General features: G+C 70.4%; 11 protein-coding genes and 1 tRNA gene. 7 read left to right on the forward strand and 5 right to left on the reverse strand.

From position 1 onward, the window contains the following. Positions 1 to 198: 198 nt before the first annotated feature. Positions 199 to 681, forward strand: coding sequence for a MarR family winged helix-turn-helix transcriptional regulator (locus tag LY40_RS08850; RefSeq protein WP_183780423.1), 483 nt, complete (start codon positions 199 to 201; stop codon positions 679 to 681). 198 nt (positions 682 to 879) lie between these two features. Then, positions 880 to 964 (forward strand) — tRNA-Ser (locus LY40_RS08855). Between the two features lie 181 nt (positions 965 to 1,145). On the opposite strand, the gene LY40_RS08860 is transcribed toward LY40_RS08855, so the two are convergent. From LY40_RS08860 to LY40_RS08870, 3 genes are read right to left on the reverse strand one after another with little or no spacing between them, the layout of a single operon-like run. Next, positions 1,146 to 1,679 (reverse strand): DinB family protein, encoded by a 534-nt coding sequence (locus LY40_RS08860; protein WP_258936500.1) that lies wholly within the window; start codon positions 1,677 to 1,679, stop codon positions 1,146 to 1,148. Positions 1,680 to 1,692: 13 nt separating this feature from the next. Continuing rightward, positions 1,693 to 2,325, reverse strand: a complete 633-nt coding sequence (locus tag LY40_RS08865; protein ID WP_258936501.1) for an ImmA/IrrE family metallo-endopeptidase — start codon at positions 2,323 to 2,325, stop codon at positions 1,693 to 1,695. Between the two features lie 5 nt (positions 2,326 to 2,330). Beyond that, positions 2,331 to 2,777: a helix-turn-helix domain-containing protein gene (locus LY40_RS08870; RefSeq protein ID WP_258936502.1), complete on the reverse strand. Its 447-nt coding sequence runs from the start codon at positions 2,775 to 2,777 to the stop codon at positions 2,331 to 2,333. Between the two features lie 799 nt (positions 2,778 to 3,576). Here LY40_RS08870 and LY40_RS08880 point away from each other — a divergent pair. After that, positions 3,577 to 4,737, forward strand: coding sequence for a glycoside hydrolase family 3 N-terminal domain-containing protein (locus LY40_RS08880; protein WP_183780414.1), 1,161 nt, complete (start codon positions 3,577 to 3,579; stop codon positions 4,735 to 4,737). 15 nt (positions 4,738 to 4,752) lie between these two features. Here LY40_RS08880 and LY40_RS08885 read toward each other — a convergent pair whose 3' ends face one another. Beyond that, the gene (locus tag LY40_RS08885; RefSeq protein ID WP_183780411.1) at positions 4,753 to 5,163 is read right to left on the reverse strand and encodes an SsgA family sporulation/cell division regulator; all 411 of its coding nucleotides are present in this window, start codon (positions 5,161 to 5,163) and stop codon (positions 4,753 to 4,755) included. 297 nt (positions 5,164 to 5,460) lie between these two features. Here LY40_RS08885 and LY40_RS08890 point away from each other — a divergent pair, with 297 nt between their 5' ends. The 4 genes from LY40_RS08890 (at position 5,461) to LY40_RS08905 (ending at position 11,953) form a co-directional block, all read left to right on the forward strand. After that, positions 5,461 to 6,792 (forward strand): putative sodium/potassium/calcium exchanger, encoded by a 1,332-nt coding sequence (locus LY40_RS08890; protein WP_258936503.1) that lies wholly within the window; start codon positions 5,461 to 5,463, stop codon positions 6,790 to 6,792. A 615-nt stretch (positions 6,793 to 7,407) separates the two neighbouring features. Beyond that, positions 7,408 to 9,693 carry a beta-glucosidase family protein gene (locus LY40_RS08895; RefSeq protein WP_258936754.1) on the forward strand — a complete coding sequence of 762 codons (2,286 nt, stop codon included), beginning with the start codon at positions 7,408 to 7,410 and terminating at the stop codon, positions 9,691 to 9,693. Positions 9,694 to 9,908: 215 nt separating this feature from the next. After that, entirely contained in the window at positions 9,909 to 10,916 is a 1,008-nt protein-coding gene (locus tag LY40_RS08900) for a beta-ketoacyl-ACP synthase III (protein WP_372497718.1), read from the forward strand. An 80-nt stretch (positions 10,917 to 10,996) separates the two neighbouring features. Further along, the gene (locus LY40_RS08905) at positions 10,997 to 11,953 is read left to right on the forward strand and encodes an erythromycin esterase family protein (RefSeq protein WP_258936504.1); all 957 of its coding nucleotides are present in this window, start codon (positions 10,997 to 10,999) and stop codon (positions 11,951 to 11,953) included. 101 nt (positions 11,954 to 12,054) lie between these two features. Here the strand turns inward: LY40_RS08905 and LY40_RS08910 are convergent, their stop codons facing one another. Next, positions 12,055 to 12,525 (reverse strand): NUDIX hydrolase, encoded by a 471-nt coding sequence (locus LY40_RS08910; protein ID WP_183780396.1) that lies wholly within the window; start codon positions 12,523 to 12,525, stop codon positions 12,055 to 12,057. Positions 12,526 to 12,529 lie beyond the last annotated feature (4 nt).

The following is a 12,529-nucleotide window of genomic DNA, read 5'->3' on the forward strand; positions in this document are numbered from 1 at the left end:
CCGGGTCCGGCGCCATGGGCCGCCGGCTATGCCTTGATCTTCTTGCCACGGCACCACCTGACCCTTCCCGGGGCGGAGTCGGCGAGCTGCCCGGTGAGCGGAGGCATTCGGCTCGGCCGGCTCCCTCCGTGACTCCAGCGTGCTCCCGTCGGCGGAGGTGCACAAGCCTGACAGGCGGAGAGGTTCTAGTCTCCGGGCATGGCTGTTGACGCTGACCCGGGCGAGACGCGGTGGCTCACCGAGAAGGAGATGACCGCGTGGCGGCCGTACATCGTCTCGACGTTGCGCCTGCGACAGCGGTTGCACCGTGAACTGGTCGAGGCGCACGACGTCTCGTTGATCGACTACGAGGTGCTGGCAGCGCTGTCGGCGACATCGACCGGCAGCATGCGCATGACCGAGCTCGCGGCCCTCCTCGGCTCCACGAAGAGTCGGCTGTCCCACCAGATCGGCCGGATGGAACGTGCCGGGCACATCCGGCGGGGCAAGGATCCCGACGACAAACGTGGCGTGACGGCCGAACTCACCGACGCCGGCGTAGCGCTGCTGCGCACGGCCGCGCCGAAGCACGTCGCGGGGGTCCGTGCCCACATGATCGACCTGCTCACCGAGGACGAACAGGCCGCGCTGGGATCAGCGTTCACCCGAGTGCTCGGCCACCTGGAGCAGCTCGACGAGTAGGCCCGGGGTCATGGGCGGTCGCCGCGCGGTGCCGGCGCGCTCGTGCTGACGACGGCGGTGCTGGTGCTGGGGCTGCGGCGTAGGTGCGGGTGCCGCGGCGCGGGTGCTCGGTGGGTGCCCGGGTGTGTGCGATGCGGGTGGGCGGAACCTCGCCCGCCGGGCCCGTCGCTGATCGTGGCGCGCTACCCTGAGCGCCGGGGAAGCGTGGCAGAGCGGCCGAATGCACTCGACTTGAAATCGAGCGTGGGGCAACCCACCGGGGGTTCAAATCCCCCCGCTTCCGCAGCTGTGAACAGCGCAAACGCCGGGTTGGACATCACGTCCGGCTCGGCGTTTCGTGTGAGGTGAGCAGTTCGGGTTGCAGTCGTCCGTGTCCGAGGGGCACGTACCCGGACGGGTTCGCCGTGTGGTGGACGGTGTCGGACTGCTGAGCTGCGCGCACCGGGCGGTACTCGCGGGCGCGATCACACGCCGGTTTCGCCGTCGATGCGTTCGCGGAGCAGGTCGGCGTGGCCGTCGTGGCGGGCGTACTCGGCGATCATGTGGGTGTAGATCCAGCGCAGGCTGACTTCCTGGTCGTGGAGCGTCGTCGTCGAGTCGGGTACGTGGTTCGCGCAGTTGCGCTTCGCCACGGCGATCTCATCGCGCCACGTCGTCATCGCCTGCTCGGCGGACACCTCGTCGAGCAGGGTGAAGCCCGCGGAGTGCTGGCCACCCGTCGTCGGGTACACCGACGACACGTTCTCGCCGGTGAGGGTGCGGCGGAACCAGGAGCGTTCCACTTCGGTCATGTGCTGCACGAGCCCGAGCAGTGTCAACTCCGACGGCGGCGCCGACGCGGTGCGCAGTTGCTGCTCGTCGAGTCCTTCGCACTTGAGCGCGAGCGTGTCGCGGTAGAAGTCGAGCCACGCCTCGAGGGTCGTCGCTTCGTCCGCGGTCATCGGCGGTCGCTGTCGTTCGACGGGAGTGGATCCGCCGCGCATGTCTTCGGTGGCCATGACGGCGAGTCTCTCAGCGCGTACCGACATTTCCCGGTGCGGCGCCGGCGCCCCCGGGTGCGTGGTCGGCAGTGAACCGGGGACGTTTCGCACGATGGCGCCAGGCGATCGTCCGCGCACCCGTGGCGTTCAACCGCCAGCGCGCCATCCGCCTGCTGACGCCGAACCGGCGCGCCACGGCCGTGTCGGTCCACCCGCGCAGTGCCGCCGCGCGTGCCGCGTCCCGGGGCAGGAGCAACTCGCCCGCGAGCTCGTCGGCCTCCCGTTCGACGGACGTGGCCGACGCGCCGCACAGCTGCGCACCGGTCACCAGCAGGCCGAATTCGTGCTCGAGCAGGACGTGCGCCATCTCATGGGCGATCGTCGCGCGCCTGCGCCGCGTGTCGTGGACGTGGTTCTCGACGATCACGCGCGCGCTGCCGACGGCGACGAGCGCACCCGAGAACGAGTCCGCCGCCGGCCCGGTGAAGTGCCGGACGGCTTCGCGTGGCATCGCCGGATCGCGCAGGTCGAGTACCGGAATGCCGTACAGCTCGGCGAGGGTGTACGGGTCGAGCGGGTCGGAGGTTTGCAGACCCAGCTCTGCCCTGACGGCGAGCGCGAGGCGTCCGGCCTGTGCCTTGAAGCCCCGTCGGAGCGGCGTCACGGCGGTCACCTTCCCGAACCCGCGTCGCCGGAACCCGCCGGGTCGGCGGCGTCGTTCGAACCGGCGGATCCGCCTGCGCCGGCGTGGTGCTTGATGCGGCGCATGGTCGCGCCGACGATCTCGAGCAGGTATTCCTTGTCCGCCTCGGGGAGGTCGTCGCGGGCGCGCAGCAACATGGCGAGTTGGGTCTCCAGTTCCGGCTTCGGTCCGTGGGCCGGAGGCGTGGCGCGGTCGTCGCCGGGGTGGCTCATGAACTCCTCCGCGGGCGTGCCGAGCCACTGGACGAGTGCGATGAATCCGTCGAGGTCGGGGCGCTGACCGTTGCCCATGCGGCTGAGCAGGGACGGGCTGACCCCGGCTTCCTCCGCGAGCTGGCGCCAGGACAGATCACGCGCGCGGCGCTGCGCATCGAGGGCGTCGTGCAGGCGGGGCAGGTCCATGCGACCTGACATGTGACCTCCTTCGGCGGGTCGGCGCGGCACAGCTTGGCAGGTGGCCGGTCGGAAGACCAGGACGGAATTGCAGTATAGCAACAGGGTTGCACAAACGATACAATCGAGGGATGCTCGACGCGGCACCGCGATCCGGTACGGAAGACGGCCGGTTGGCCGCGCCGGGTCGCCTCGCGACCGCCGCACACACCGACAGGGGGCCGGACATGACCATCGATCACTCCGCCGACCACGCATCCGGTCACAGTTGCGAAAGCGGGCCCGTGCAGCACACGGAGTTCGCGATCCGATTCCGGTTGTCACCTGATTCGCTGACCTGGCTCGTCGTCCGTGACGGGGCAGTGCTGTCCCGTCACGTCCGGAAGCGGGACGCCGAACGGCTGGCTGCCGCCCACGCGCGCGGACGCCGCCCGAGCACACTGGTGATCGAGCGGATGGACGGCACCGAGCAGGCTAGGCGGTACTACCGACACTCCCGGTCCCGCGGCGACGGTGCCGCCACGGTGGAGGTGGCTGCCACGGTCCCCCGGGGCGGTGAGAATTCGACACTCGTGACAGCGCCGGAAGGCGCTTCGGAGACGGCGACCGGCGCCGCAACGGGCGGTGCGACACGCGCGCTGTACCGGCTCGCCGAGCCTGCCCGGCGACCGGTTTCCGCTCGTGCCGAGGCCCGAACCTGGGTGTGGGGTGGTCGGTACGGCCGCGCTTCACGACCGTGCACCCGGGGCATCCGGGTCGCGAGCACGCGGGTCGCCACCGCGACGCACCTGCCCTGCCGAAGCCGTACTGTGGAGACACGATGAGGAAGCGTTTGTTGTTCGCGGCCATGACAGGGCTGCTCGTCGCCGGTTGCGGTTCGTCCGAGGCTCCGACGACCCAGAGTGCGCCGAGTCCGGGTTCGGCCGCCTCGGAGACACCGTCGGAAGCGTCGTCGGCCCCGGCTTCGTCGCCGTCGGCGAAACCCGACTCCGCGTCCGCCTGCCCTGCGGCGGCCGACATGTCGACCCGCGAGAAGGTCGCGCAGCTCGTGGTCGTCGGTGTCGAATCGGGCGCGCAGCAGACCACGCAGATCGTGCGTGAGCACCAGGTGGGCGGTCTGTTCATCGGGGGCAACGCCACGGATCTGTTCACCGGCGGTGCGCTGAACTCGGTGCAGGAGGCGGCGGACGTGCCGGTGTCCGTCGCGATCGACGACGAGGGTGGCCGGGTCCAGCGGATCGACGAACTCGTCGGCGACATGCCGAGTGCCCGCGAGATGGCGCAGACGATGACGCCGCAGGAAGTGCGGCAGCTGGCCGTCGAACGCGGCAAGGAGATGGCGAAGCGGGGCGTGACGGTCGACTACGCGCCCGATCTCGATCTCACCGACGAACCGGCAAGCGAGGCCATCGGCGACCGTTCGTTCAGTACCGACCCCGCGACGGCCCGCCGGTACGCGAAGGCGTTCGGCAACGGTCTCCGAGAAGCGGGCGTGCAGCCGGTCATCAAGCACTTTCCGGGACACGGCAACGCGAGCGGCGACTCCCATGTGGGCGACGTGACCACGCCGCCGTTGCCCGAACTGCGCAAACACGACCTCAAGACGTACGAACGCGTCGGCGAGTACGGCGACGTCGGTGTCATGGTCGGTCATCTGACGGTGCCGCAGCTGACCGACGGGCAGCCCGCGTCGATCGCCCCCGCGGCGTATCGATTGCTGCGCGAGGACTACAACTTCGACGGCCCCGTCGTCACCGACGACCTCGGTGCGATGAAGGCGATCACCGACCGGCATCCGCTGCCCGAGGCCGTGCTGCTCGCGCTGAAGGCCGGTGCGGACAAGGCACTGTGGTCGTCCGGCGGCAACGTCGGGCCGGTGCTCGACCGGCTGGAGCAGGCCGCGGACAGCGGCGAACTGTCGGCCGAGCGGATCAACGCGTCGTTGAGCCGCGTGCTGCGAGCCAAGGGCGCGTGCGGCTGACAGTTCGCCGCCGTCTCAGGGGCGGGCAGTGGTGAGCTCGTCGATCAGCCGGTCCAGGTCCAGGCGCTCGGCCTCGGTGCCGGGCGGCACGATCGCCGTAGTGGCGTCGGCGAACCGTCGCACATCGGCGATCTCGAGTTCGACCACGGCGTAGCCGTCGGGCGACTCGAGTTCGAGCACGAGGAACTTCTCGTCAGTGGCCAGGTCGGGGCGCAGGCGGATGTCGCCGATGCCCGCAGGCTCGGTCAGGCCGGCGAGCAGCAGTTCGCGGGAGAAGTCCCACGCCACCCAATCGCGCGCATCGATGCGGAACGCGAGCGACACGGTGAACGGGTCGTCCGCGCGGTACATCAGGCGAGCGAGTACCGGCGTGCTGCAGCCGTTGAGATACACGAACTGACTCTGGTGTACGGCGTCGCTTCGCACTGCACACTCCCGTCTCTCCGGTGCCGCCCCCTCGGCGGCTGTCGTGGGTGAGACTCTCGACGCGGCACACTCTGATGCGCCACTACGATGAAAACTTCCCCACTTCGCCCAATTGGGGCAGTTGATGACCGCCCGTATGCGGCCTTTCACCCCATCGAGCCCTTCTGGTTGTGAATTCGGGACGTTGCCGTGACATGGCGGTCTGTCGGCGAGTTAATGGGACACTCCCGCAAGCTGTCTCACCGCGGTGAAGTGTGTACCCGGTGATCGACCGACCGACACGTTCCTGGAGGGCTGATGGCGCCGACGGCCCCACGTCCGACGCCGCACAAGGACGCGCTGCTCGACCGCACCGGAATCATCGGTGCCTCGGGCCACCGTCCGCCGCCGACGCCGGGGATGAATCGCTCCGGTGCCGCCGGTTTCATGGCGTTCGTCGTCATGGTCTTCGCAGCCGTCACCGGCGTGTCGGAGCTGGAGCGCGGAGGTGACGGGTCCCGGCTGATCGCCGGAGACAAGGTGGCAGAAGAAGCGGTGCCTCGGCTGTCCGAAGGCGCCGGCCTTGCCGAGCAGCGCCGGGACAACCTCATCATGGGGGTCGCCGGGGACACATCCGACGAGCCCGCTGCCGATGCCGAGTCCACTGCCGATGCTGGGCCCACTGCCGAAGAACGGGCCGGCGCCCGGCCTGCCACGGATGTCGAACCTGCGACGCCCGGTACCGACGTCGTACCGGCCGAGACCCCGGACGTCGACGTTCCTGCGAACGGGGCGCAGGCCGACGGTCTGGGAGAACGGGTCCCGGAGGTGGCGCAGGCGGACACGGCGAGGCAGTCACCGCGGATCGCGCGAACGAGGACGAGCGATAGGGAACAGGCGTCGCTGCACCGGCGGATCCAGCTGTTCGGAGAGGAACTTCGCCACAGCGTCCGGAACCACAGCGTCCGGAACCACAGCATCCGGAACCACAGCATCCGGAACCACGCCGTCGACAACCACACCGTCGACCACGGCGCCGACAGCCGTGTCGAGGACGGCGCCGTCGAAGGGCACGGGTTCGAAGGGCACGGGTTCGAGGGACACAGTGCCGAAGGACACGGGGCCGGGGAGCGTCGGGGCGACGACAGCCGAGTCAAACCGGGTCTGACCGAGCCGGGCGGTGTCGAGGGGTTGTACGACCGGGTCCTGGGTGGCGTGCCGGTGCACGAATCGGCGCTGCGTGCCCCGGCGGACGCGCGAATCCCGGAGCGGGAGGCGCAGCGCGAGCAGGCGGACGGCGAACGGGACGAGCGTGAGCAGGTCGAGGTCCGGCCCGGTGCCGGCGACCCCGACGGCGGAGAAGCTTCCCCCGCCGCTCCCGACCATGAGGCCCCGGCCCCCGACACGACTGAGCGCGGTGACGCGGATCGTGTGGCCGGTGTGTCGCCTTCCGGCGCAGCTGAATCCTTGACGCACGACGGCAGCTGGTCCGGCGACCACGCGTACGAGTACGGGTTCGGCCGGGCAGCTGCCGGCCAAGCCGAGGGGCACCGGACAGACGGCGGCACGGGCAACGGCGGTACGGACGACGGCGGGCTGCGCGACCGGGCCGGTGTCGACGAGTTCGGCACGTACGGGGCCGGCTGGTAGGTCGCCCCACCAGGACTCCTGCCCCACGAGGACCCCTGCCTCACAAGAACCCCGCCTCCCGAGGCTCCGCCGTACAAGACCCCCGCCTCACAAGAACCCCGCGTCGCGAGGACCCCGGGTCCCACGCAGCTCCACTGCGCATGGCCTCCACCGCAGGCCCACCGCACACGGGGAACCACGCCCGCGCGTCCAGTGCGCTCCACCCCGCGAGTTTCGGCGAGGCGGCGGCCCCTCGCGCCGTCGGCGCTACAGCACTGGGGCAGCGCCGTCGGTGCTGCAGTGTTGGGACAGCGGCGACGCCGCTACAGCGTTGAGGCGGCGCCGTCGGGCGGCGGTGTGGCGGTGTGGCGGTGTCGTGGTGTGGCGGTGTCGTGGTGCGGTGGCGGGACGGTTGCGTGACCACGTGGTCGTCCCGCGTGCGGCCGTCGTTCTCGTCTGCGTTGACCCTGGGTGACGGTGGTGGTCCGAGCGGGGGAAGTCTGTCGGACGGCCATGATCGCCTCTGGTTTCACGCGCCGCCATATGTGAAACTGCTTCGCGTTCGTGCGTCGAACGGAAGGCGGCATCTTGCGTCCCCAGCGTCGTGGTCAGCGTGCGTGGTCGGCCTCCGCTCTCGTGTCGTTGATCGCGGCGTCTGTGCTCGTCACCGCTCCGGCGGCACACGCAGCCGAGACGGCCGACGCCGCCGCGGAGGCCGATTCCCAGTGCCCCTGGGTCGGTTCGGACGCGCCGGTCGAACAGCGCATCGACCAGTTGCTGTCGCGGATGCGGCTCGACGAGAAGCTCGACCTCGTGCACGGCTCGGCCATGCCGTTCCAGTTCGTCGGTCCCACGTACGCCGGCATGATCTCGGAGAATCCGCGCCTGTGCATTCCGCAGCTCGGGCTGTCCGACGGTCCCGCGGGGGTGGGCAACGGACACACGGGAGTCACGCAGCTGCCGTCGCCGATGGCGCTCGCCGCGTCGTGGGACGCCGAACTGGCGAGCCGCTACGGGGCGACCATCGCTCGCGAGGCGCAGGGCAAGGGCGCCGACGTGGTGCTCGGGCCGACGATCGATCTGCTGCGTGACCCGAGGGCCGGCCGGTCGTTCGAAACGCTCGGTGAGGATCCGCATCTGACCGGTGAACTCGCCGCCGCGCAGGTCGGCGGCATCCAAGGGGAGGGTGCGCTCGCGCAGTCGAAGCACATCGCCGCTTACAACCAGGAGACGCTGCGCAATCTTCCCGCGAACGATTCCATTGTGGACGAGCGGACGTTGCAGGAGGTGTACCTCTCGCCGGTGCGGGACGTCGTCGATGCGGGTACGGCGTCGGTGATGTGCGGCTACAACCGGCTGAACGGGGTGCACGCCTGCAACAACACGTACCTGCTGAGCCAGGTCCTCAAAGGACAGTTCGGATTCGACGGCTTCGTGACATCTGACTGGTTCGCCACGCAGGCCAGCCATGCCGCGGCCAACGCGGGTATGGACCTGCAGATGCCCGGCGGTTGCCACTACGGACCTCGGCTGCGTCACGGCATCAACAGCGGCGCCGTCACCACCGCGAGGCTGGACGACATGGTGTCGCGAATCCTGCGGCCGATGTTCCGGTTCGGGCTGTTCGAGCGGGACGGCAACGGGTCGCCGGACGACGCCGTGACCGGCCCGGAGCATGCAGCCGTGGCGCGTGAGGTCGCCGAGAAGGGTATGACGTTGCTGAAGAACGGCGACGGGATGTTGCCGTTGGGTGGCGAAACCGGGTCGATCGCCGTGATCGGCGAAGCGGCGGGCGAACGTGTCATCGGTTCCGGCGGCGGCAGTCCGCACGTGATCGCGCCGGAGATCGTCACGCCGTTCGAGGGGATCGCCGAGCGGGCGCGGGAAGCCGGCGCCGAGGTGAGCTTCGACGACGGTTCGCAGGCGGGCGAGGCCGCGGGAGCGGCGGATGTCGCCGTGGTCGTCGCGCGGCAATGGTCTACCGAATCGAAGGACAACAAGGACATCCGATTGTCCGAAAAGGACAACGAGATGATCGCCAAGGCGGCGGCCGCGAACGAGAACACCGTCGTCGTGCTCAACACCGCGGGTCCGGTCGAGATGCCGTGGCTCGACGAGGTGGCCGGTGTCGTGGCCGCGTGGTACCCGGGGCAGGAGTACGGCGACGCGCTCGCCTCGGTGTTGTACGGCGATGCGGATCCCGGTGGCAGGCTGCCCGCGACGTTCCCGGTTTCGCAGGCCGATCTGCCCGCCGCGTCCCCGGATCGTTTCCCCGGTGGCGCCTACGACGAGGGGCTCGCCGTCGGCTACCGGTGGTACGACCGCGAGGACATCGAACCGCTGTTCCCATTCGGTCACGGTCTCTCGTACACGACGTTCGAGTACTCGGGCCTGCAGATACGCGGCGACGGCGGGCCGGACACGACCGTGACCGCGCGGGTGACCAACACCGGTTCGCGTGCGGGGTCGGAGGTCGCCCAGCTGTACGTCACGCATCCCGAGTCGGCCGGGGAGCCGCCGAAGCGGCTCGAAGGGTTCCAGCGCGTGGAGTTGGAGCCGGGCGAGAGCGCGCGGGTGCGGTTCGCGCTGGATGAGCGGTCGCTGGCCCACTGGGATGCCGACGCCGACCGGTGGGTGCGCGGCGAGGGGGACTACACCCTGTCGGTGGGCGGTTCGTCCCGGGACCTGCCGTTGACGGGTGACGTCGTCGTGGCCGAGACGGCGCCGGTGTCGGAGCCGACGCCGGCACCGCCGCCCGGCGCGCCCGAGGGGGACGACCCGGCGTGGACGAAGATCGGCAACGTGGCGCGGTGCCCGGTCGAGAGCCTGTACGCGGGCATGATCGGCGCGATCTCGCTGTTCGGCCTGCCTCCGGGGGAGCAGGCTACGCGGCCGCCGCGCAGCCCTGCCGACGACGGCTGACGCCTTTCCGCTGGTCGGCCGCGGCGTGCCCGGTTCCGGAAGGTCGGGGTGACGGGTCCGTTCGGGGCATCCTTTCGGCGGGCCTTCCGAACAGAACGGAGACATGGGTCACAACCGGTGCCTCTACCGAAAAGTAGGCCATACATAGGTTCCTCGGGGGCGTTTCGCGACGTCCCGGTAAGGGATCTATGGGCGCCTTCATTGGGGGACCGCAAGTGGCCACACGATCAACGGCGGTACTGGCCGGCCTCGGCGGCTGGTTGCCACCGCGCGTGGTCGACAACGTCGAGCTGACGAACCGGCTCGACACCACCGACGAGTGGATCCGTTCGCGCACGGGTATCGCGGAGCGCCGCGTCGTCGACGACGGCATGTCCACAGTGGACATGGCGGTCGAGGCGGGTGCGCGCGCACTGCGGTCGGCGGGAACGGAGCACGTGGACGCTGTCGTGCTCGCCACCGCCACCCCCGATCAGCCCTGCCCGGCCAGTGCGCCGCAGGTCGCGACCCGGCTGGGCCAGCGTGACGTGGCGGCGTTCGACGTCGGTGCGGTGTGCAGCGGTTTCCTCTACGCACTCGCGACGGCGGCAGGTCTCATCGCCGGGCGGGTCGCCAGGGATGTTCTCGTCGTCGGGTCGGACGCCTTCACGACGCTCGTCGACCCCTCCGACCGCGGCACCGTGCCCATCTTCGGAGACGGCGCGGGTGCGGTCGTGCTGCGCGCGGGCGAACCGGACGACGTCGGCGCGCTCGGCCCGTTCGACCTGCACAGTGACGGTTCGGGCACGGATCTGCTCGTCGTCCCCGCCGGCGGTTCGCGGCAGCGGACGCCACAGCAGCCCGGTGACGCGTACCTGCGGATGGAGGGGCCCGCCGTGTTCCGGCACGCCACGGCGCGGATGGCCGAGTCGTCGCGCGCCGTACTCGCCGAGCTCGGCTGGACGGTCGGCGACGTCGACCGGTTCGTCGGCCACCAAGCCAACATCCGCATCCTGAACACCGTGGCCAAGCAGCTGGGCCTGCCCGCCGACAGTCTCGTCGTGAACATCGGCCACACCGGCAACACCAGCGCCGCCTCGATCCCGCTCGCGCTCGCCGACGGTGTCCGCGACGGCAGCCTCCAAACAGGTGACCGAGTGCTGCTCGCAGCCTTCGGCGCGGGCCTCACCTGGGGTGCCACGGCGCTGTGCTGGCCGGACCTGGCGGTCGAACCGGTGGAATGAACCCGGCGTCGACGTAGAGCCGAGCGGCGCGGGGCGATCGATCTTGACCTCGATCGTGGTCGAGGTAGCACTGTCGGGTCATGACCACCGACGCGAACGATCGCGACATGAGCCGGCCGACCGAACGGATCACCGGCGCGGCGCACCCGCTGGACACCACGGACCCCGCCGCGCCCCTCACCGACCTCGAGCCGCTGCGCGAGGTGGTCGGTGACGCCTCGGTGGTCGGCCTCGCGCGGGGCGCCCACGGTGCCCGCGAGTTCGGTCGAATGACCCACCGCGTACTGCGGCTGCTCGTCGAGCGGCTCGGGTTCCGCTCGCTCGCGATCGAAGCCGATGCGCGGACCGCTGCGGCGGTCGACTCGTGGTTACGGACCGGCCGCGGTGACGTCGCGTCCCTGCTGAGCAACGACCACTCGTGGTGGCGAACGTCGGAGTTCCTCGAGGTGCTGCACTGGATGCGCGCCCACAACGGGCACCGTCCCGACGATCCCGTGCGCCTCGTCGGCCTGGTCGGCGTCGATGCGGTCGACATGAGCGTCCACGAACAGGACTTCGCTGCGACCATCCTCCGTTGGCGCGATGAGACCGGCCACCGGATCCTCTACTGGAGCGGGAGTCACAGCGCGGTCGGGCACGCCCGCAGCGTGGCCTGGACGCCGGGCGAGGGCGGGGACGCCGACCGGAACGCCGGCAGTTACCTGCGGGAGCAACTCGGCGCCGAGTACCTGTCGGCGGGCCTGACGTTCCACCACGGGACGGTCGACCTGGACGGGGAGCCGGTGCGCGTGCCCGCGCCTCCGAGCGATTTCACCGACGCCGTCCTCGGGGACGCGGGTCTCGAGCGCTATCTGCTCGACCTCCGAGCCGGCGGGGCCGCCACCGAGCACCTCGCCGACGCTCCGGCGAAGCTGCGGTTGATCGGACCGCGATACGACCCCACACGGCCGGCCAGCATGTCCGGTGGACCACTGTCCGAGTTCTTCGACGTCGTGCTGCACACCCGTGAGGTCACGCCGACAACTCCCGCGCGGTGACCGCGCGCTCCGACTCCGACTCCGGCTCCGGCGCAGTGACATCGGGCTGAACGCCAGTGGCACGGGCTGCACGCCGCTGACATCGGCTGAACGCCGCTGACTTACCCGAGGTGGACGTTCGTCGGCTCGTTGATGCCGTGGTCGACGCGCAGGCGCATCGCGCGGTCCATGGGGAGCCTGTCGATCTCGTCAGGGGACACCCAGTGAACGCGGCGCGATTCCGCACTCGCTCGCAGGCTTCCTCCGGTCGGCCGAGCGTGGAAGCACAGCGAGAACTCCTGGCGCACCTCGCCGTCGTCGTAGGCGATAACGTGCTTCGGGTCCGAGTAGATGCCGCTGATCGCGGTCACGTCGACGGTGATGCCCGTTTCCTCCGCGACCTCGCGGCGGACGGCGTCGGGCACGGACTCGCCGAGGTCCTGCGCGCCACCGGGAAGGGCCCACAGCCCGTTGTCGGTGCGCTCGATCAGCAGCAGCTCGCCCGCCGCGTTGCGCACGACGGCCGTGACGGCGGGGACGATCCTGTTCGGTGCGGGCGCGTCGGGGTCGTCGTAGTGGTCCGTCTTCGGCATACCG

This window comes from Prauserella salsuginis (assembly GCF_024648885.1).
GTDB lineage: Bacteria > Actinomycetota > Actinomycetes > Mycobacteriales > Pseudonocardiaceae > Prauserella > Prauserella salsuginis.